Here is a 19,874-nt window from a genome sequence, read left to right on the forward strand (position 1 = left end):
CCCCGCCGCCGCCCGCGAGCGCGACCGCCTCGCTGCGCGCGATCCGGCCGTCGAGCCAGTCGCGGACGACGCTCCGGCGGCTCGGCGCGAGCGGGCAGACGCCCTCGACGCCGCAGCGGTGCAGCGCCTTCGCGCCCGTCATCGGCGTCACGCCGGCCTCGCGTGCGGCGTCGCCGACGCTCCGCCCGGCCGTGTACGCGTCGACGAGCGTCGCGGTCGCGGCCGGGGTACACGGCAGATCGTCCGCGTGCGCGGCGAGCCGGTCGACGAGCGGCGTCTCCGTGTCGTCGGCGACGGCGACCCCGCGCTCGCGCTGGCTCGCGGTCACCTCCAGCCCGTCCGCGATCTCCGACAGCGTCATGCGAACGGATGGCTCGTGCCGAGTGTTAAAACCACCGTACTGCGGCGGGGTGTGGGGCGCGATCACCGACCGGTTACCGGTCGGTTCGAGCGCGCCGATCCGGGCGATCACCCCCGAATTCTCCCGGGTTTAAGTAAGGTATCGGGCCCGAGTTCGACGTGTGATGAGTCAGGCACGCTCGACCCGCGCCCGTTCGCACCGCACCGAGACGACCGACCGCGCCGACGAGGCGACCGACCGCGCCGACGAGGCGACCGACCGCGCCAGCGGGGCGGCCGAGGAAACGACCCCGGACGAAGCGACCGCCGTCGACGAGTGTCCCGAATGCGGCGGCCGGACCCGCGTCGATTCCGCCGAGCGCGTCTGTGCCGACTGCGGGCTCGTCGTCGAGGCCGACCGGATCGACCACGGCCCGGAGTGGCGGTCGTTCGACGACGACGACGCGAACCCCAAGCGGACCGGCGCGCCGCTGACGCGCTCTCGACACGACCGCGGGCTCTCGACGGAGATCGGCCGATCGACGCGCGTGAAGGGGCGCAAGCGTCGGCGGCTCGCCCGGATGCGGACCCAGCACAATCGGGCGCAGATCTCGACCAAACGCGATCGCAACAAGGTGTACGCGTACACCGAGATCCGGCGGCTGACCGGCGTCTTAGAGCTCCCTGACAGCGTTCGCGACACGGCCTGCACGCTGTTCGACTCCGCGCAGGACGAGAGCCTGCTGCGCGGCCGGTCACTGGAGGGGTTCGCGGCCGCCTGCGTCTACGTCGCCTGTCGCACCGCGGACGTCGCCCGGACCGTCGGAGAGGTCTGCGCCGAGGCGAAGGCGACCGAAGACGAGCATCGAGCGGCCTTCGACGCGATGAACCGCGAGCTCGGGCTCCCGATCGGCCCGACCGGTCCGGCGGAGTACCTCCCGCGCTTCGCGAGCGACCTCGGCTGCTCGGCCGACGTGGAGCGCCGTGCTGGCGAGCTGGCGGGGCGTGCCGTGGAGGAGGGGATCGCGAACGGCCGTAACCCGGTCGGCGTCGCCGCCGCCTGCTTGTACACCGCGTCCCGCGAGCTTGACGCCGACTGCACGCAGCAGGAGGCCGCCGACGCGGCCGACGTGACGCCGGTCACGGTCCGGCGGACGTACGTCGATCTGACCGAGGAGTGAGTCGAGAGAGCGAGACGAAGAAAGTCGGAAACGACGGGAGGACCGCCGTCCGTGACGCCCCGCCGGACGGCCGCGACGGCGTCAGCGGGGGGGTGCCGCGGGGTGAAGCCCGCGGCGGCGGATCGACAGCGACGGGCCGGACGCAGAGGAGACCGGCCACGGGCAGGGAGGGGGCGGTCGGCGCACGGAGGGCGTCGGAGCCGCCCGACGAGGCATCACGCATTCGGATCGAAGGGCGATGTCGTATTCTACGTTAGCCGTGTACGGTCCGGACTAACCGAACAATACGTACGTCTCGAACGGCGCGGCCGACATCGGCCGGTTCCGATCGGCCGATGTCGCCGACCTACTCCCCGCCGAGCTTGTGCTGGAACGCGAAGAAGACGCGGCGGCCGGTCTCGGTGAGCCGAACGGTGTCCGAGCGTCCCACGTCCTCCAGTTCGACGTAGCCGCGGTCGCGCAGCGGACCGAGGACGTGCGTCTCCAGGGCGCGGTACTTCGCCGTCCGGCTCTCGCCCGCCTCGCGGAGGAAGGAGAGGTCGCGCTCGCGAGCCCACTCGATCAGGTTCCACTTGTCCGTCGTCAGGTGGTCGTCGTCGCGCTCGTGGAGGCGACCGAGCACCGCGACCTGGTCCGTCGTCGGCGCGTCCATCGGGTACAGCGGGAGGTCCACCGTCTCCGCGACGCCCTCGGTGAGCGGCTCCTCGCGCACGTCGTGGCGGTGCGTCTCCGGCTCGACGCTGTACGGGCGCGCGCCGACGATCATGCAGGCGATGGCGACGCCGACCGCGGCGATCCGCGGTCCGGTCGAGACGTTGGCGAACAGTCGGTCGCCGTCGGACTCGCCCGCCCCGTGTTTCGCGGCGATCGTCGTCGTGACGCCGAGCACGTCGTACACGTCGGCGAGCGCGACCGGGACCGCCCGAACCGAGGCGAACTCGGCCGCGGCGGCCCACGCGTCGCGCTGGTAGTCGGCGAGCCCGTCGACCAGGCTGCCGTCCGGGCCGGCGGCGGCCGCCTCGAAGTCGACGACACCGCGGGCGGCGACGCGGTCGGGGGCGTCGGTCAGCAGGTAGACCACGTCGGCGCCGTGGCCGCGGAGGGGCTCGACGATGCGGTCGTGCTCGTGGCCGAGCGGGGCCACGTGGACGCGCCGTTCGGAGACGCGGGGGACCGTCGTGTCCATACCACCGTTCTCCACGGCCGTCGATAAAATAGTGTGTCGAACGCAGGCGGGCGAAGCCGGCGAAGACCCGAGTTGGATCGATGCGAGTCGAGCCGGTATCGCACTGCTCGGGAGCGCTCCCGAGCGCTCGGTACCGATCACGTGACATGGGGACGGATCGCACGAAAACCGTTAAGCCCGGCTGTCGCTTACAACAGGTATGAGCGCTGACCGGTCCGCGTTACGGCGGGCCATCGAGCGCGGCGAGCGCGACGGCGGCGCGATCGAATTCAAGGAGCGGCTGACCCGCGAGGTCCACTTGGCGGAGGGACGCATGGAGTCGCTCGTGGCTCAGCTCCGCCACCGGGTGCTCTCCGGTGACGGAGAGGCGACCTACGTGGTCGGCGTCACCGACGACGGCGGGCTCGCCGGGGTCGCCCCCGACGCCTTCTCCGAGACGATGGACGTCCTCTCGCTGCTGGCCGACGAGGCGGACGCGCACATCGCCGACGTGGAGACCTGGAGCGCGGGCGCCGCCAGCGCGGCGCGCGGCGTCGCGAGCGATCGGACGGGGTCCGGTGACGGCGACGGAAACACGGAGGGGCTCGTCGGCCTCGCCACCCTCCGCGACGGCGGGATGTTCGAGACGGACGACGACCACCTCGTGGTCGGGACGGCGGGCCACGTCGATCACGGGAAGTCGACGCTCGTCGGGACCCTCGTGACCGGCCGATCCGACGACGGACAGGGCGGCACCCGCGGCTTCCTCGACGTCCAGCCGCACGAGGTCGAGCGTGGCCTCTCGGCCGACCTGTCGTACGCCGTCTACGGCTTCGACGCCGCCGGTGACGAGCCGGTCCGGATGGACAACCCGCACCGAAAGTCCGATCGCGCGCGGATCGTCGAAGAGGCCGACAGGCTGGTCTCGTTCGTCGACACGGTCGGCCACGAGCCGTGGCTTCGGACGACGATCCGCGGGCTCGTCGGCCAGAAGCTCGACTACGGGCTTCTCGTCGTCGCCGCCGACGACGGGCCGACGAAGACGACCCGCGAGCACCTCGGCATCCTGCTGGCGACGGAGCTCCCGACGATCGTCGCGATCACGAAGGCGGACGCCGTGAGCGACGAGCGGCTCGCCGCGGTCGAGCGCGAGGTCGAGTCGATGCTCCGCGACGCCGGGCAGACCCCCCTCCTCGTCGACCGCCACGGGATCGACGCGGCGGTCGCCGAGGTCGGCGACGGCGTCGTCCCGCTCCTCCGGACCAGCGCGGTGACGAAGGAGGGGATCGGGACGCTCGACCGGCTGTTCGAGACCCTCCCGAAGCGGGCGACCCCGGCGCGCGAGGAGTTCCGGCTGTACGTCGACCGGAGCTACAAGGTGACCGGCGTCGGCGCGGTGGCGTCCGGAACGGTCAACTCCGGTACCGTGGAGACCGGAGACGAACTGCTGCTCGGTCCGATGGCCGACGGCTCCTTCCGCGAGGTGGAAGTGCGGTCGATCGAGATGCACTACCACCGGGTCGACAAGGCGACCGCCGGCCGGATCGTCGGCATCGCGCTGAAGGGCGTCGACGAGGCGGAGATCGAGCGCGGGATGGCCTTGGTGCCCCGCGAGAGCGACCCCGAACCGGTCCGCGAGTTCGAGGCCGAGGTGATGGTGCTGAACCACCCGACCCGAATTCAGGAGGGGTACGAGCCGGTCGTCCACGTGGAGACCGTCTCCGAGGCCGCCGTCTTCGCGCCCGAGGGCGGCCGGCTCCTGCCCGGCGACACCGGGCAGACGCGGGTCCGGTTCAAGTTCCGGCCCTACCTCGTGGAGGAGGGCCAGCGGTTCGTCTTCCGCGAGGGGTCGAGCAAGGGCGTCGGGACCATCCGCGAAGTGAAGCCTCGCCGTCGGGACTGAACGCGGCCGGAAGCGGTACGGGCGAACTTTTCTCGGGTCACCGTCCAACGGCGATGCCGATGCGGATATCGATCGAAACATCCGGATCTATAATTAAAAACTTGTGCGAAATTGTACAGAGGACGACCAGATATGCCGGATCAGATAGTCCTTGGCAAATATCATCCACTATCGGTTATCTATCTCGAATTGATCCGAACAACCGTCTGACTGAGTAGCGCAGATACTACAGATTCACAGCAAACAGGTGGTAAAGTTTATACCGGTCTCATCACATCGTGGTGTATGGCACGTGAGCCCAACACGGAATTAGGTATTACTCGTCGGCAGGCGCTGGCGAGCGGAATGGCAGTTTCCTCCTCGATGTTCCTCGCCGGCTGCGCCGGCGGCGGTGACGGGGGAGACGGCGGCGATGGGTCCGACGGCTCCGACGGCTCCGACGGCTCCGACGGCTCCGACGGCTCCGACGGCTCCGACGGCAGCGACTTGCCGAACCAGGAACTGTACTTCGCGCAGGTGAAGGGGCCGCTCGACATGGACCCCATCATCATGAACGACGTCCCGTCCGCGCAGATCGCGAACCAGATGTTCGACGGCCTCTACGAGTACAACGAGGGCGTCGGCATCGAGCCGAAGATCGCCACCGAGGCGCCGACGGTCGAACGCGACGGGACCCGGTTCATCGTCCCGATCCGCGACGACGCCGTGTTCCAGAACGGCGACCCGGTCACGGCGGAGGACGTCATCCACACGATCGTCGCGCCGGTCGAAGAGCAGACCGAGAACGCCGCGGAGGTCGACATGGTCGACACGGCAGAGGCCATCGACGACACGACGATCCAGTTCGACCTGTCGTACCCGTACGGGGCGTTCGAGGTTGCACTGGTTCGGAATGTCGTCAACAAAGAGGTCCGAACCAGCGACAGAGAGGCGTACAACACCGACCCCGTCACCTCTGGACCCTTCCAGCTTACCGAGTGGGAGCCGGAGAGCTTCGCGACGCTCGATCGGTGGGACGACTACTGGGACGACTCGAACGGGCTGCCGAACGTCGCGACCATCGAGTTCGATCCGATCGAAGAGCAGACGACCCGGGTGACGGAGCTCGAGACCGGCAACGTCGACATCATCGAGACGATCCCCCCGCAGCTGTACGAGACCGTCCGAAACAACGAGAGCGCGACGATCGACGAGGAGCCCGGCGTCGGCTACTTCTACCTCGCGTTCAACTGCGGCGACGGCCCGACGACCGACCCGATGGTGCGCGAGGCGGTCGACTACTGCTTCTCGATGGACCAGGCCATCGAGAACTTCGTGCAGCCGGCCGGCGTGCGGCAGGTCAGCCCGTACCCGCGGACGATGGCCGAAGAGTGGGACTTCCCGCTCGACGAGTGGGGCGACATCTCCCACGACCGCGACCTCGACATGGCCGCGGACCTGTTCGAGGAGGCGGGCGTGGACATGGACTACAACTGGCGTATCATCGTCCCGCCGGACGACATGCGCGAGCAGATCGGCATCTCGATCGGCGACGGCCTCCAGAACGCCGGGTTCAGCAACGTCGAAGTCCAGCGGCTGGACTGGGGGACGTTCCTCGACGCGTACGTCACCGAGGACGCGGAGCGCTACAACATGTACACGCTCGGCTGGTCCGGCTCGCCCGACCCGGACGCGTTCGTATATCAGCTGCTGAGCCAGGAAGTCGAGGGAACGACCAACGGCACGTTCCACGAGTACAGCGAGGCCTCCGAGATGCTGACGCAGGCCCGCGAGAGCGCGGACCGCGAGGAGCGCCGCCAGCTCTACATCGACGCGACGACGGAGCTGCTTGAGGGACGCGTCCACATCCCCGCGTACAACCTGAAGAACTCCTACGGAATCCACGAGCGGGTTTCCGACTTCAGCGCGCACGCGATATCGACCGAGGTCCAGATCTTCACCGGGCACAACAACGTCTCGGTGGAGTGACGCTGCTGTGAGGCCGGCCGGCGCCCCGTCCGGGCGCGGGACGGCTTCCGACGCGGCTGTCGGTAGCCGAGGAGACGACCGGTTCGGATACACCGGTGGCAGAGTATAACGGGTGAACGACGACCCGAAGACGGATCGACGACGTGGGCGAACGAGCGGGCGAAGCCGACGAAATCGCGCGAGCGAGCGGACGACACCAGCGGAACCGGGCGGCCGCGGTAGCGAATCGATGACGATCAGTCAGGTATAACAGCACGGTCCGAACTACACAGTAACAACACGCCACTAAATGGGGCTCCTACGGTACACACTCTGGCGGCTCGTACAGTCAATTCCCGTACTGATCGGTATCATTACGATCACGTTCTTCCTCGCCAACCAGATCCCCGGCGATCCGGTCGAGATCATGCTCGGGCCCAGCCCGGCACAGGAGCAGGTGGAGGCGATTCAGGCCCGCTACGGCCTCGATCGGCCGGCCCACGAGCGGTACCTGACGTACCTGTCCGGCGTCGCTTCCGGCGATCTCGGACAGAGCATCTACTACGACCGGCCGGTGCTGGAGATGATCCTGCTCCGGCTTCCGGTGACGCTGTACCTCACGGTGTCGGCGTTCATGTTCGCGATCGCGACCGCGATCCCCCTGGGTGTCATCTCGGCGAAGCGGCGCAACAAGCCGGCCGACCACGTCTCACGGATCGTTTCGCTCGTCGGCGTCTCGACGCCGTCGTTCTGGATCGGGCTGATGCTCATCATCGTCTTCGCGTTCTACCTCGGCTGGTTCCCGGCTCGCGGGCTCCCGCTCCCGTGGGAGGCGCCGGCCGACATCCGCGGAGCGGAGACCCAACTCCAGGTGATCCGGACGTCGCTGCATCACCTCGCGATGCCGATGGTGGCTCTCGGGACGCTTCAGATGGCCCAGATCACGCGGATCGAGCGGTCCTCGATGGTCGAGTCGCTCCAGGGCGAGTACGTCAAGCTCGCTCGGGCGTACGGGGTCCCGGAGTCGACGATCGTCCGCAAGCACGCGTTCCAAGTCGCACAGCTGCCCGTGATAACGATCATCGGTCTCGGCCTGTCGACGGCCCTCGGCGGCGCGGTGCTGACCGAGACGGTCTTCGAGATACAGGGGATGGGCCGGCTGATCATCACGGCGATCAACAACCAGGATTACGAGCTGATCATGGGGACGACCTTCATGTTCGGCGTCGCGTTCGTCGTCGGGGTCATCATCACCGACGTCGCGTACGCCTACATCGACCCGCGGGTCGCCTACGGTGACGAATAATGGCCACAGGATCCGAATCACAGACGGACGACCTCTCGACGAGAGACGAGGAGAGCGGCGCCGGCGAGATCGAGGCGCGCGTCGGACTTCGCTACACGCTGAAACAGGTGAAACGGGACACGACGGCGCGGATCGGTATCTACACCGTCGGGTTCGTCACCCTCGTCGCGTTGCTGGCGGCGATCGACTACTACCTCTTCGATTACGCGGTCGCGGAGGCGGTCTGGTACAGCCCGGTTCGGGACCCCGATCAGGTCAATCGCCTGCTGCCGCCCGTCGGGATGGAAAACCAGTTCGGCGCGGGCGCCATCGAACACCCGATGGGGACCGACCACCGCGGGCGAGACGTCTTCGTGCGCCTGTTTTACGGGACGCGGATCGCGATCACCGTCGGCTTCATGGCGACGGGGATCGGTCTCATCGGCGGGACGCTGATCGGTTCGGTCTCCGGCTACTACGGCGGCTGGATCGACGACCTGCTCCAGCGCGTCACGGAGACCGTCTACGCGATCCCGTTCCTCGTGTTAGTGATCGCATTCATGACCGCGTTCGGCCGCGACCTCACCTTCGCGATGATCGGCGTGGGGATCACCTCGATACCGGTGTTCAACCGGCTCATCCGCTCGCGGGTCGTCTCGATCCGCGAGGAGGACTACATCGAGGCCGCGCGCGCGGCCGGCGTGAAAGACCGGAACATCATCTTCCGGCACGTCATCCCGAACAGCTTCGCCCCGGTGCTCGTGCAGGCGACGCTCCAGATCGGGGTGAGCATCCTCATCGTCGCCGGGCTCTCTTTCCTCGGATTCGGCGCACAGCCGCCGACCCCGTCGTGGGGACAGATGCTCTCCGCGTCCCGGAACTACATGCTCCCGGCGCCGACGTTCAGTCTCTTCCCCGGAATCGCGATTCTGATCACCGTTATCGGGTTCAACATCCTCGGCGACGGGCTACAGGACGCACTCGACCCCCGCATCAACAACTGATATGAGCGAACCACTACTCAGCGTCGACAATCTCAAGACACAGTTCTTCACAGAGGACGGAACCGTACGGGCCGTCGACGGCATCTCCTTCGACGTCTACGAGGGAGAGATCGTCGGTCTCGTCGGCGAGTCGGGCGCCGGAAAATCGGTCGCCACGTCGAGTATTCTCCGTCTCGTCGACAGCCCCGGCGAGATCGTCGGCGGCGAGATCACGTTCAAAGGCGAGACGATATTCGGTCTCGAAGAGGGAGATGACGGCGAACCTCGGCCCCGGGACGATATGCTCTCCGAAAAGGAGATGCGCAGACGTATCCGAGGCCGGGAGATCGCGATCATCTTCCAAGACCCGATGGAGTCGCTGAACCCCGTCTTCACCGTCGGCGGACAGCTCCGCGAGTTCATCGAAATTAACCGCGACCTCTCCGGGGAAGAGGCCGAAGAGGAGGCGATAGACATGCTCCGCGAAGTGGGGATCCCCGCGCCCGAGTCGCGGTACGACGAGTACCCGCACCAGTTCTCCGGCGGGATGCGGCAGCGCGTCCTCATCGCGATGGCACTCGCGTGTCAGCCGGACCTCATCATCGCAGACGAGCCGACGACCGCGCTCGACGTCACCGTCGAAGGACAGATTCTCGAGATGGTGACGGAGCTCCAGGAGAAGTACGATACGTCATTCATCTGGGTGACACACGACATGAGCGTCGTCGCCGAGATCTGCGACCGCGTGAACGTCATGTACCTCGGCGAGATCATCGAGCACGCCGAGGTCGACGACCTGTTTTACGAGACGAAACACCCGTACACGCAGGCGCTGCTGGATTCGATGCCGCGGCCGGACAAGACCGTCCACGAGTTGGACCCGATCAAGGGGGTGATGCCGGAGGCGATCGACCCGCCGTCCGGGTGTCGGTTCCACTCGCGATGCCCGCACGCGCGAGAAGTGTGCCGGGAGGTCCACCCCGAGCAGCGGGACCTCGCCGACGAGGGCGAACCGACGCACAGCGCGGCGTGCGTGATGTACGACGCGTTCGAGGTCGGATACGAGGAGAGCCGTCCGATCGAGACGGAGGCGACCGGCGGCTTCTCCGCCGGCCTGACCGAGACGGGGGACGGCGAATGAGCGGCCGCGATCGCGAGCGCGGCGAGGTCGACGAGGGCGAATCGCTGCTGGAGGTCCGGAACCTGTGCAAGTACTTCGACAACGACGGGGGGCTGTTCGGCGGGATGACGCTCGACCGGGAGTTCCCGTTCGTCTCTCGTAACCCGTCGACGGTACGCGCGGTCGAAGACGTGAGCTTCGACATCAAGAAGGGCGAGACGCTGGGGCTCGTCGGCGAGTCCGGCTGCGGGAAGTCGACGCTCGCTCGGACGGTGCTCCGACTGCTCGACCCGACGTCGGGCAGCGTCGACTTCAAGGGGGAAGACCTCGCGACCATCTCCGGAGAGCCGTTGCGGCGGAAGCGTCAAGATATGCAGATGATCTTCCAAGACCCGCAGTCCTCGCTGGATCCGCGGATGAAAGTCGGCCCTATCGTCGAGGAGCCGATGCGGGCGCACGGGATGCTCGACGAGGAAGGCCGCGAAGCCCGCGCGAAAGAGCTGTTGGAGAAGGTCGGTCTCGACCCGCAGCACTACAACCGCTACCCTCATGCCTTCTCCGGCGGGCAGCGACAGCGCGTGAACCTCGCGCGGGCGCTGTCGGTGAACCCCGACTTCATCGTCTGCGACGAGCCCGTCTCGGCGCTGGACGTCTCGATTCAGGCGCAGGTGCTCAACACGATGCAGGATCTCCAAGACGAGTTCGACCTCACGTACCTGTTCATCGCCCACGACCTGAGCGTCATCCGGCACATCTCCGACCGCGTCGCCGTCATGTACCTCGGGCAGATGGTGGAGCTCGCCGACAAGGAGGAGCTGTTCGAGAACCCGCAGCACCCGTACACGCAGGCGCTGCTCGACGCGATTCCGGTGCCCGACCCGCGGAGCGGCGGTCGGACGAACCTGCTGACCGGCGACGTGCCCTCGCCGATCGACCCGCCCTCCGGCTGTCGGTTCAGAACGCGGTGCCCCGTGTTGATTCAGCCGGACGAGTTCGACATGTCCGACGGCGAGTGGTCGGCCGTCGTCGAGTTCCAGCGGGCCGTGAAACGGCGGGAGTTCGAGACGACGAACCGCCGAGAGGTCCGACAGCAGTACTTCGAGGAGGCACCGACGGGTGACGCCGGCACGCTGATCGATGACGCGCTGAGCCACATCTCGGACGAGGAGTGGGCCGAAGCGGAGGCCCTTCTCACAGAGTCGTTCGCCGACGCCAGCGTCTGCGCGACCGACGAGCCGGCGTACGAAGTGTCCCCGAACCTCGGGGACGGCCGCCACTACGCCGCCTGTCACCGGGTCCGAGACGCGGCGGTCGCCTCGGGCGCCGCCGCCGACCTCGACGCGCCCGGGAGCGGGCCGGTCGAAGAGCTCGGCGCGGACGACTGAGACGAGCGACGGGAGGCGGAGCGCCCGTCAGCGGACTCGTATCTCCGTCGCGTCTTCGTGGTGCGTCCGGCGGTCGGCGACACAGAGGAAGGCGGAGACGGTGTGGTCGCCGCGGTCGGCGGGCTCGGAACGGTCGAGGCCGTCGGCGTTCCCGCGACGGAAGCGGCCGTTCCACGTCACGGTGGCGGTCTTCGTCTCGCCCGCACGGAACGCGACGGCCGTGGACTCCTCGCGGACGTACCGCCGCTCGTCCGTCGCTTCGAGGACCCCGTCGACCGCCCACCCCCACGGGCGGCGGGTGGGCGTGACTACCTCGACGGGGACGGGAAGCCGGTTCCGGAGCCGGACGGTTATCTTCACGGGATCCCCGGCGTCGTACGCGGCGCGATCGGTGCCGACGTCGACGGTGACCGCACGGCGCGCGAGCCACCGGGGGACGAACCGCGAGACCGCCGCTGAGAGGTAGTCCTTCGTCTCGTCGAAGCCGGTTCTGTCGTCGGAGTCGCCGTGTCGTCGGTGAACCATCGTCGTGTGGGTGTCGGCAGGGGGTACGCGTCGTCGGGAGTTATGCGCCGGCGACCGAGACGAGCTCCATCAGCGGGTAGCCGTCGGCCATCGTCATCTGAGTGCGAACCGTCACGCCCTCGTGTTCGATGCGCATCTCGACGTCCATCAGCGAGCCGGTGAGCTCCGTGTAGCCGTTCTCGTGGTCGATCGCGTCGGCGACGCGGTCGTCGTGGACGGTGACCGTCACCGACTCGCAGAACGGCTGGTTCTCGATCGACTCCGCCATCGCGGCCTCCAGGCTGCGCGCGCTCGACGGGCTGACGGGCGTCCCCGCGAACTGGTGATACAGCGAGCCGAACTTGATCCCGGCCTCGAAGCACGCCTGCTGGGCGTCGGTTGCCATGTCCGTACTGCGGCGGCGCGGGCCTAAGAGGCTTCGGAGGGGCCCGAGGGTCCGCGCTCGGTGGCGACCGGAGAACCGTCGCCGGAACCACTGAGGAGCTCCTCGGTCCCGATCGGCTCGACTCCCGTCTCGTCGAGGTATCGCTCGAGTCGCGGGACCCGATCGGCGAAGTCCTCGGGGTCGTGCGAATCGGTGCCGACGACGAACCGGACGCCGCGATCGCGGAACGCCTCGAAGAAGGGTCGGGTGGGGTGAAACAGGTCGAACTCGCCGCGGTCGCCGGCCCGGCCGGCGTTGATCTCCGGGACGGTGGGGGAGTCGGCGCAGGCGGCCGCGACTCGTTCCCGGTGGGCGGCGGTCGTGAGCCCGTGAAGCGCGGGGTGGTTCTCCACGAGGTCGGCGTGCGCGAGCACGTCGAACAGCTCCGACTCGACGAGCGAGACGACCGCGTCGTAGTAGTCGTCGACGAACGCCCGGCGCTCGGCCTCGCTCGCGTCCGCGAACGACTCGAACGGGAACACCTGCTTGCCGGCGACGTAGTGGACGCTGCCGACCGCGTAGTCGAAGCCGGCCTCGTCGAGGAAGTCGCGGATACGCCCCTCCAGTTCGGGCTCGTAATCCATTTCCACGGCGTCGTAGAGGGTCAGGTCGGTGCGGTCGGCGACGGCCGAGAGCGCCTCCCGGCGACGCGCGTAGGTGCGGTCGAAGTTGCGGTTCCACAGCAGTCGTTCGTCGCGCCACGCCTGGCTCAGGCTGCAGTGGTCCGCGAACCCGACCGCGTCGATCCCCGCCGCCTCGGCGGCGTCGACCATGAGCGGGATCCCGGACCCGTCGGAGTAGGACGTGTGCGCGTGGACGTCGACGGTCACTCGTGAACGGAGGGACCGGAGCGGCCTAAGCCCGTCGCGGAGGCGAGAGCCGGCCGACGCCCGTCGGTCCTCAGGCGGGTCGGAACCGAAGCCGTTTGGTTCGGGGACCGGCATCGGTCCGTATGAACACGCTCCGTGTGACGGGCGGCCGGGTCCTCCGTCCGAACGGCTCCGTGACCGAGACCGACGTGACGATCGACCGCGACGCGGGGAGGATACTCGCGGTGGGCAGGGAGACCGCGGGCGACGGGGCGAGCGAGCGCGCCAGCGCCGACGAGGCGAACGACGCCGACGAGATTCTCGACGCTGCGGGGTCGATCGTGATCCCCGGGCTCGTCAACGCGCACACCCACGTCGCGATGACGCTGCTCCGCGGGTACGCAGACGACAAGCCGCTGGACGCGTGGCTCCGGGAGGACATCTGGCCGGCCGAGGCCGAGCTGACCGACGACGACATCGAGGCGGGCGCCGCGCTCGGCGCACTGGAGATGATCCGCTCGGGGACGACCGCGTTCGCGGACATGTACTTCGCGATGGACCGGGTCGCCGACGTCGTCGACCGCGCCGGCCTGCGCGCGCGGCTCGGCCACGGCGTCGTGACGGTCGGGAAGGACGCGGCCGACGCCCGCGCCGACGTCGAAGAGAGCATCGCGGTCGCCCGAGAGCTCGACGGCGCCGCTGACGGTCGGGTCCGGACCGCGTTCATGCCACACTCGCTGACGACGGTCGGCGAGGAGTTCCTGCGCGACGGGGTCGCCGAAGCCCGAGAGGCGGGCGTGCCGGTCCACCTCCACGCGAACGAAACGGCAGACGAGGTCGGTCCGATCGTCTCGGAGCGCGGGGAGCGTCCGATCGCGTACGCGGCCGACCTCGACGCGCTCGGCCCGGGCGACTTCTTCGCGCACGGCGTCCACCTCGACGACTCGGAGATCGACCGCCTCGCCGAGTCGGGGACGGCGGTCGTCCACTGCCCGGCCTCGAACATGAAGCTCGCCAGCGGAATGGCCCCCGTTCAGCGGCTCCGCGGCGCGGGCGTCACGGTCGCGCTCGGCACCGACGGGGCGGCCTCGAACAACGACCTCGACGTGTTCGACGAGATGCGCGACGCCGCCATGCTCGGGAAGCTCGCCGCTGACGACGCCGCCGCGGTGCCCGCCGAGGCGGTCGTGGAGATGGCGACCGCGGCTGGCGCGGACGCCCTCGGCCTCCCCGGCGGCCGGATCGAACCGGGCGCGGTCGCCGACCTCGCGGTCGTCGATCTCGACGCACCGCACCTCACTCCGGTCCACGATCCCGTCTCGCACCTCGCGTACGCGGCGCGGGGGAGCGACGTGCGCCACACCGTCTGCGACGGCGAGGTCCTCATGCGCGACCGCGAGGTCCTGACGCTCGACGCCGAGGCGGTACAAGAGCGGGCCGCAAGCGCCGCGAGCGACCTCGTCGCACGCGTCGACGACGGGACGTGAGAGCGGGGAGGACCGGCGATAGGTCGCCGACGAGAGCCGGGCGTCGGGTCGGACGGACAGAGTTAATCGGCCGCCGACCGACGGGTCAGTCGTGATCGATCTGCCCGTGGTGGCCGCGTTCGTTCCGGCGGTCATGGCGGTCATCGTCTCTCCGGGACCGGACTCGATATACACCGTTACGCAGAGCCTCAGCAGCGGGCGCGCGGCCGGTGTCGCCGCGGCCGTCGGAACGGCCACCGGCGTGCTGGTGCACGCGGCCGCCGCGGTCCTCGGACTGTCCGCGATCCTGCGCACGACCGCCGAGGCGTACACGGTCATGAAGTACGTCGGCGCCGCCTATCTGGTGTATCTCGGTGTGCAACTGCTCAGAGACGACGAGACGTTCGAAATCGAGGAGCCGATCGGAGCTGAGGACCGTTCGCTCGTCGACTCGTATCGGAAGGCAGTCACGATCAACGTTACCAACCCGCAGGTAGCCGTGTTCGTGCTCGCGTTCTTCCCGCAGTTCGTCCCGGCGACGGCGGACGCCGGCCTCCAGCTGTCAGTCCTCGGAGCGGTGTACGCGGGGCTCAGCCTCCTGTATCTCGCCGGCGTGGCGTTGTTCGCCGATCGGGTCCGGCACCTGCTGCTGGGCTCGACGACCACCCGGCGGGTGGTCCGATACGCGAGCGGCAGCGTCTTGGTCGGATTCGGCCTGCGGCTCGCGCTCGACGAGGGCCGAACCCCGTGAGAGGTGAGACGCGTCGCGAGCGACCCGCGCCCGAGAGACGAATCGGGTCGAATCGGTCCTCGATCAGGGTGGAGCCCGTGTCTTCTCGCAAAGTCAAGAGAAGCTCCGTAGAACCTCGTTAACCCGAGTACAATCCAGATTAAACCGCGTTAAGCGAGCTTCCTGTTTATGTGGTAACGGCGGCAGGACCCGAGTAGACGATGAGAGGATCCACGACAGCCATCCTACTGGTCGCGGTCGTCGCGCTCGGCGCGATGACCGGCGTCGCGGCCGCCGACGGTCACCTCCAGGTGTCCGTCGACGACGCGGACGGGGAATCGACGGTCACGGTGACCGAGAACGGCACCGCGGTCGGGAACGCGACGGTGAACGTGAGCGTCGCCGATCCCGCGAACGAGTCGTACGGCGGGACAGGTGAGTACGCGACCGACGAGAACGGTACGGTGACTCTCGAACCGGCCGACGAGGACGTCACCGTCGACGTGACCGCAGAGTACGACAACGAGACTGCCTCGACCAGCGTCGACCTCGAAGCGCCCGTCGACCTCGGGGTCGACGTGTCGGACACCGGCGGTGAGCCCGTCGTCACCGTCACCGACGACGGCGAGCCCGCGGAGAACGCCACCGTGAGCGTCGCGACCGCGGACGGACAGAACGCGACCTACGTCGGGGCAGGCGACTACGAGACCGACGAGAACGGTACCGTCGGACTCCCCGCCGCCGAGGAGAACGTCACGGTCGACGTGACGGCCACGTACGGGAGCGACTCCGTCTCGACGACGGTCGAGCTAACCGCCGGCAGCGAGGCCGGGGCGGACCAGCCGTTCGGCCTTCAGCTCCGCGAGTTCATCCGGCAGCTGCAGGACCGCGAGGGCGGCATCGGCGCCGCCGTCTCGGACTTCGTGACGGGGAACAACCCGGGGAACGCGCCGGACCACGCGGGCGGCCCCGGCGGCCCGGACGATGCGGGCAACAATAGCACCGCAAACGAGACTGACACGTCCGGAAACGACAACGCTCCGGACAGCCCGGGACAGGGCAACGGCGGCGAACGAGGGGCTCCGGACCGCGCCGGTAACGGCGACGGTGAAAAGGGCAACAACGGAAGCGGCCCCGGCAACGGGGACGGTAACAGCGGAAGCGGCCCCGACAACGGGGACGGTAACAGCGGAAGCGGCCCCGACAACGGCGGAAGCGGCCCCGACAACGGGAACGGCGGAAGCGGCCCCGATAACAGCGGAAGCGGCCCCGGAAACGGTCCACGTAACTGACGTGCGGACGAGGCCGTGACCGATCCGCGGACGGTGCGAACCGACGCGTGCGGTCCAACCGACGCGTGCGGTGCCGTACCCTCTTTTCGACGTTTTCGGCGTGACCCGGTGTCGGCAGGGTTTAGTGCGCCGTGAGCGAACCGAGAGGTATGAGCGAAACCGCGTATTCCCCGGTGTCACAGCACCTCTCGGACCTCGAAACGGCCCGAGAGGAGGGACGCCGGAAGATGGACTGGGCGCTCCAGCATATGCCGATCCTGAACGCGCTCCGCGAGGAGTTCGTCGACGAGCAGCCGCTCGCCGGCGAGACGATCGCGATGGCGATGCACGTCGAGGCGAAGACGGCGAACCTCGTCGAACTGCTCGCCGACGGCGGCGCCGAGGTCGCGATCACCGGGTGTAACCCGCTGTCGACCCACGACGACGTGTCGGCGGCGCTCGACACCCACGAGTCGATCACCTCCTACGCGGTCCGCGGCGTCGACGACGACGAGTACTACGACGCGATGCACGCCTGTATCACCCACGAGCCCACCATCACCGTCGACGACGGGATGGACATGGTGAAGCTCGTCCACGAGGAGTACCCGAATCTCATCGACTCCATCGTCGGCGGCGCCGAGGAGACGACCACGGGGGTCGACCGCCTGCGCGCGATGGACGCCGAGGGCGAGCTCCACTACCCCGTCTTCGCCGTGAACGACACGCCGATGAAACAGCTGTTCGACAACGTCCACGGCACGGGCGAGTCGTCGCTCGCGACCATCGCGATGACGACGAACCTCTCGTGGGCCGGCAAGAACGTCGTCGTCGGCGGCTACGGTCAGTGCGGGAAAGGCGTCGCCAAGAAAGCGTCCGGACAGAACGCGAACGTCATCGTCTGCGAGGTCGACCCCCGCAAGGCGCTCGAAGCCCACATGGAGGGATACGAGGTGCTGCCGATGGTCGAGGCCGCGAAGAAGGGCGACGTGTTCATCACGACGACCGGCAACCGCGACGTGATCACCCGCGAGCACTTCGAGGAGATGCAGGACGGCGTCCTGCTGGCGAACGCCGGTCACTTCGACGTGGAGGTGAACCTCGACGACCTCGACGACCTCGCGGTCGACCGCTACGAGGTCCGCGACGGCGTCGAGGGGTTCGAGATGGCCGACGGCCGGGTCCTGAACGTGATCGCCGAGGGGCGGCTCGTCAACCTCGCCGCACCGATCTCGCTGGGCCACCCGGTCGAGGTGATGGACCAGAGCTTCGGCGTGCAGGCGGTCGTCGTCCGCGAACTCGCGGCGAACGGCGAGAGCTACGAGGCCGGCGTCCACGACGTGCCCGACGAGCTCGACCGCGAGGTCGCGGACATCAAACTCGCCGCCGAGGGCGTCGAGTACGACGCGCTCACCGACGAGCAGCGCGAGTACATGGGGAGCTGGGAGCACGGGACCTGATCGGCTGAGATCGACACGCCGAGACGGACGGGTTTCGACGGAACGTGACTGGCACCGGCACACGCGACGGGATCCGGTCCGGCGTCACGTCGTCCGATCGCGCTCCGACCGGCTTTTGTGCGACGCGACCGTGTCGTTCGTATGAACCTGACGGCGGTGCTTCACAGCGGATTCGGCGTGGCGATTCTGGCCGGGATTCTCGTCTCGGACACGACGCTCCGGGTCGGCGCCTTCGCGGTCGGCGCGGTCCTCTTCGTCGCCGGAATCGTGGTATCGCGACGCGACGACGGCGACGACGCGGCGTAGCCGTCGCCGAAGTCGACCGCGTTCCCACGCGGACTTTTTCAGCCGCGGCCGCTTACGGAGAGCAGTGACAGTCACGAGCGCTCACGATCCGAGCCACCGCGAGGCCCTCTGGGAGCTGGAGGACGCCTTCGAGCGCGGCGACCTGATAAGCGTCTTCGGGCGCTGTACGGTCGCGTATGAGGGGCGCGCCGCCTCGGACCTCGGGACGGGCGACCGGCTCCTCGTGTTGAAACCCGACGGGGCCGCCCTCGTCCACACCGACGAGGGGCGTCAGCCCGTCAACTGGCAGCCGCCGGGGTCGGAGCACCGCGCCGCGGTCCGCGAGGGGCGGCTCCGAGTGCGCTCGACCAGAAGCAACCCCGACGAAACGCTCACCGTCCGCTTCGATCGGGTCCACCAGCTCTCCGCGATGGCGGTGACTGGGGGACGCGACCTCACCCTCCACGGCAGCGAGGAGGACCTCCGGACCCGGATCCTGGAACGCCCGGAGCTCGTCGAGCCGGGGTTCGAACCGCGGGAGACCGAGCGCCCTTCCAGCGCCGGCCCGATGGACGTGTTCGGCGTCGACGCCGACGGCACCCCGGTCGTCGTCGAACTGAAGCGCCGGCGCGTCGGGCCGGACGCGGTCGGCCAGCTCGCGCGGTACGTCCGGGCGCTCCGCGAGGAGCTGGGGGCGGAGACCGGCGACCGCGGTGACGGCGGCGAGGGCGGCGGGGAGACCGACCTCGTCGTCCGCGGCGTCCTCGTCGCGCCCTCGGTCACGGACCGGGCCGCGGAGCGGCTGGTGGACCGGGGGTTCGACCACGTCGCGCTCGAGCCGACGCCCGAGGGGTGAGTCGGCGGCGCCCCGGCGCCATCCGGCGGGGCCGGAGGAGGGAATCGGCGACGCCGAAACTCCCCCCGCCGACGCCGGAGAACGACGCGTCAACGCCCGAGGAAGACCCGTCGACGGCGCGGTATCGAAGGGTTTATCGCCGCAGCACGGGCTACATCGGACAAGTAGCCATGTCTGACAAACCCGCCTCTATGTATCGGACGATCGACAAGCCGTCGTACACCCGCCGCGAATACATCACCGGGATCCCCGGCTCGAAGATCGCCCAGCACAACATGGGCGACCTCTCCGCCGAGCCGGACGACTACCCCGTCCAGATCAGCCTCCGCGTCGAGGAGGAGCTTCAGGTCCGGCACGGTTCGCTGGAGAGCGCGCGCCTCTCGGCGAACCGGCACCTGATCAAAGAGCTCGGCGAGGGCAACTACAAGATGACGCTCCGCAAGTTCCCCCACCAGGTCATCCGGGAGAACAAGCAGGCGACCGGCGCCGGCGCGGACCGCGTCTCCGACGGGATGCGGCAGGCGTTCGGCAAGCCGGTCGGAACGGCCGCACGGCTGAACAAGGACGACATCGTCTTCACCGCCTACTGCGACGTCGAGCAGGCGTCCGTCGTGAAAGAAGCGTTCCGCCGCGCGTACAACAAGCTCTCGCCGCCGTGCCGGATCACGGTCGACCGCGGCGAGACGCTCCTCGTCTCGTAACTCCACCACCTTTTCGAGGCGCGGTTCTCGCAGCCGCGA

19 protein-coding genes are annotated in these 19,874 nt (G+C 68.7%); 14 read left to right on the forward strand and 5 right to left on the reverse strand.

The window, feature by feature from the left end:
- Positions 1-361, reverse strand: a 361-nt coding sequence (locus tag OQF71_RS06110) for a hypothetical protein (RefSeq protein ID WP_280586506.1), incomplete at its 3' end; no start/stop codon positions are given.
- Positions 362-524: 163 nt separating this feature from the next.
- On the opposite strand from OQF71_RS06110, the gene OQF71_RS06115 reads away from it, so the two are divergent.
- A complete protein-coding gene (locus tag OQF71_RS06115) occupies positions 525-1,520 on the forward strand; it encodes a transcription initiation factor IIB family protein (RefSeq protein WP_280586507.1) in 996 nt (331 codons plus the stop codon).
- Between the two features lie 346 nt (positions 1,521-1,866).
- Here OQF71_RS06115 and OQF71_RS06120 read toward each other — a convergent pair whose 3' ends face one another.
- A complete protein-coding gene (locus tag OQF71_RS06120) occupies positions 1,867-2,706 on the reverse strand; it encodes a DUF6293 family protein (RefSeq protein WP_280586509.1) in 840 nt (279 codons plus the stop codon).
- Positions 2,707-2,905: 199 nt separating this feature from the next.
- Here OQF71_RS06120 and OQF71_RS06125 point away from each other — a divergent pair, with 199 nt between their 5' ends.
- The 6 genes from OQF71_RS06125 (at position 2,906) to OQF71_RS06150 (ending at position 11,308) form a co-directional block, all read left to right on the forward strand.
- Complete coding sequence (locus OQF71_RS06125; protein WP_280586510.1) at positions 2,906-4,588, forward strand: GTP-binding protein; 1,683 nt, start codon at positions 2,906-2,908, stop codon at positions 4,586-4,588.
- A 285-nt stretch (positions 4,589-4,873) separates the two neighbouring features.
- Entirely contained in the window at positions 4,874-6,556 is a 1,683-nt protein-coding gene (locus OQF71_RS06130) for an ABC transporter substrate-binding protein (RefSeq protein ID WP_280586511.1), read from the forward strand.
- Between the two features lie 289 nt (positions 6,557-6,845).
- Complete coding sequence (locus OQF71_RS06135; RefSeq protein ID WP_280586512.1) at positions 6,846-7,841, forward strand: ABC transporter permease; 996 nt, start codon at positions 6,846-6,848, stop codon at positions 7,839-7,841.
- Positions 7,841-8,824 carry an ABC transporter permease gene (locus OQF71_RS06140; protein WP_280586513.1) on the forward strand — a complete coding sequence of 328 codons (984 nt, stop codon included), beginning with the start codon at positions 7,841-7,843 and terminating at the stop codon, positions 8,822-8,824. Before OQF71_RS06135 ends, OQF71_RS06140 begins: the two co-directional genes overlap by 1 nt.
- A gap of 1 nt (position 8,825) precedes the next feature.
- The gene (locus tag OQF71_RS06145; protein WP_280586514.1) at positions 8,826-9,944 is read left to right on the forward strand and encodes an ABC transporter ATP-binding protein; all 1,119 of its coding nucleotides are present in this window, start codon (positions 8,826-8,828) and stop codon (positions 9,942-9,944) included.
- Positions 9,941-11,308: an oligopeptide/dipeptide ABC transporter ATP-binding protein gene (locus OQF71_RS06150; RefSeq protein WP_280586516.1), complete on the forward strand. Its 1,368-nt coding sequence runs from the start codon at positions 9,941-9,943 to the stop codon at positions 11,306-11,308. The genes OQF71_RS06145 and OQF71_RS06150 overlap by 4 nt, the downstream gene beginning before the upstream one ends.
- A 27-nt stretch (positions 11,309-11,335) precedes the next feature.
- Here the strand turns inward: OQF71_RS06150 and OQF71_RS06155 are convergent, their stop codons facing one another.
- The 3 genes from OQF71_RS06155 to OQF71_RS06165 are packed head-to-tail and all read right to left on the reverse strand — an operon-like array spanning position 11,336 to position 13,087.
- Positions 11,336-11,833: a hypothetical protein gene (locus OQF71_RS06155; protein ID WP_280586517.1), complete on the reverse strand. Its 498-nt coding sequence runs from the start codon at positions 11,831-11,833 to the stop codon at positions 11,336-11,338.
- Between the two features lie 40 nt (positions 11,834-11,873).
- Complete coding sequence (locus tag OQF71_RS06160) at positions 11,874-12,218, reverse strand: dihydroneopterin aldolase family protein (RefSeq protein WP_280586519.1); 345 nt, start codon at positions 12,216-12,218, stop codon at positions 11,874-11,876.
- A 23-nt stretch (positions 12,219-12,241) separates the two neighbouring features.
- Entirely contained in the window at positions 12,242-13,087 is an 846-nt protein-coding gene (locus OQF71_RS06165; RefSeq protein ID WP_280586520.1) for a PHP domain-containing protein, read from the reverse strand.
- 122 nt (positions 13,088-13,209) lie between these two features.
- Here OQF71_RS06165 and OQF71_RS06170 point away from each other — a divergent pair, with 122 nt between their 5' ends.
- The 7 genes from OQF71_RS06170 to OQF71_RS06200 all read left to right on the forward strand — a co-directional run bounded on the left by OQF71_RS06170 (position 13,210) and on the right by OQF71_RS06200 (position 19,835).
- Positions 13,210-14,553: an amidohydrolase gene (locus OQF71_RS06170; RefSeq protein ID WP_280586522.1), complete on the forward strand. Its 1,344-nt coding sequence runs from the start codon at positions 13,210-13,212 to the stop codon at positions 14,551-14,553.
- 91 nt (positions 14,554-14,644) lie between these two features.
- Positions 14,645-15,283 (forward strand): LysE family translocator, encoded by a 639-nt coding sequence (locus tag OQF71_RS06175; protein ID WP_280586523.1) that lies wholly within the window; start codon positions 14,645-14,647, stop codon positions 15,281-15,283.
- Positions 15,284-15,483: 200 nt separating this feature from the next.
- Positions 15,484-16,554 carry a hypothetical protein gene (locus OQF71_RS06180; protein ID WP_280586524.1) on the forward strand — a complete coding sequence of 357 codons (1,071 nt, stop codon included), beginning with the start codon at positions 15,484-15,486 and terminating at the stop codon, positions 16,552-16,554.
- Positions 16,555-16,703: 149 nt separating this feature from the next.
- Positions 16,704-17,993: an adenosylhomocysteinase gene (locus OQF71_RS06185; RefSeq protein WP_280586525.1), complete on the forward strand. Its 1,290-nt coding sequence runs from the start codon at positions 16,704-16,706 to the stop codon at positions 17,991-17,993.
- Positions 17,994-18,134: 141 nt separating this feature from the next.
- Positions 18,135-18,299, forward strand: a complete 165-nt coding sequence (locus OQF71_RS06190) for a hypothetical protein (protein ID WP_280586527.1) — start codon at positions 18,135-18,137, stop codon at positions 18,297-18,299.
- Between the two features lie 64 nt (positions 18,300-18,363).
- Positions 18,364-19,134: an endonuclease NucS gene (gene nucS, locus OQF71_RS06195; RefSeq protein ID WP_280586528.1), complete on the forward strand. Its 771-nt coding sequence runs from the start codon at positions 18,364-18,366 to the stop codon at positions 19,132-19,134.
- A 170-nt stretch (positions 19,135-19,304) separates the two neighbouring features.
- Positions 19,305-19,835 carry a 50S ribosomal protein L16 gene (locus OQF71_RS06200; RefSeq protein ID WP_280586529.1) on the forward strand — a complete coding sequence of 177 codons (531 nt, stop codon included), beginning with the start codon at positions 19,305-19,307 and terminating at the stop codon, positions 19,833-19,835.
- Positions 19,836-19,874 lie beyond the last annotated feature (39 nt).

Source organism: Halorubrum sp. Boch-26, assembly GCF_029889805.1.
GTDB lineage: Archaea > Halobacteriota > Halobacteria > Halobacteriales > Haloferacaceae > Halorubrum.

Coding starts and splice junctions, on each gene's coding strand:
- OQF71_RS06115 (WP_280586507.1), top strand. CDS start 525: ATGAGTCAGGCACGCTCGACCCGCGCCCGTTCGCACCGCACCGAGACG.
- OQF71_RS06120 (WP_280586509.1), bottom strand. CDS start 2,706: ATGGACACGACGGTCCCCCGCGTCTCCGAACGGCGCGTCCACGTGGCC.
- OQF71_RS06125 (WP_280586510.1), top strand. CDS start 2,906: ATGAGCGCTGACCGGTCCGCGTTACGGCGGGCCATCGAGCGCGGCGAG.
- OQF71_RS06130 (WP_280586511.1), top strand. CDS start 4,874: ATGGCACGTGAGCCCAACACGGAATTAGGTATTACTCGTCGGCAGGCG.
- OQF71_RS06135 (WP_280586512.1), top strand. CDS start 6,846: ATGGGGCTCCTACGGTACACACTCTGGCGGCTCGTACAGTCAATTCCC.
- OQF71_RS06140 (WP_280586513.1), top strand. CDS start 7,841: ATGGCCACAGGATCCGAATCACAGACGGACGACCTCTCGACGAGAGAC.
- OQF71_RS06145 (WP_280586514.1), top strand. CDS start 8,826: ATGAGCGAACCACTACTCAGCGTCGACAATCTCAAGACACAGTTCTTC.
- OQF71_RS06150 (WP_280586516.1), top strand. CDS start 9,941: ATGAGCGGCCGCGATCGCGAGCGCGGCGAGGTCGACGAGGGCGAATCG.
- OQF71_RS06155 (WP_280586517.1), bottom strand. CDS start 11,833: ATGGTTCACCGACGACACGGCGACTCCGACGACAGAACCGGCTTCGAC.
- OQF71_RS06160 (WP_280586519.1), bottom strand. CDS start 12,218: ATGGCAACCGACGCCCAGCAGGCGTGCTTCGAGGCCGGGATCAAGTTC.
- OQF71_RS06170 (WP_280586522.1), top strand. CDS start 13,210: ATGAACACGCTCCGTGTGACGGGCGGCCGGGTCCTCCGTCCGAACGGC.
- OQF71_RS06180 (WP_280586524.1), top strand. CDS start 15,484: ATGAGAGGATCCACGACAGCCATCCTACTGGTCGCGGTCGTCGCGCTC.
- OQF71_RS06185 (WP_280586525.1), top strand. CDS start 16,704: ATGAGCGAAACCGCGTATTCCCCGGTGTCACAGCACCTCTCGGACCTC.
- OQF71_RS06190 (WP_280586527.1), top strand. CDS start 18,135: ATGAACCTGACGGCGGTGCTTCACAGCGGATTCGGCGTGGCGATTCTG.
- OQF71_RS06200 (WP_280586529.1), top strand. CDS start 19,305: ATGTCTGACAAACCCGCCTCTATGTATCGGACGATCGACAAGCCGTCG.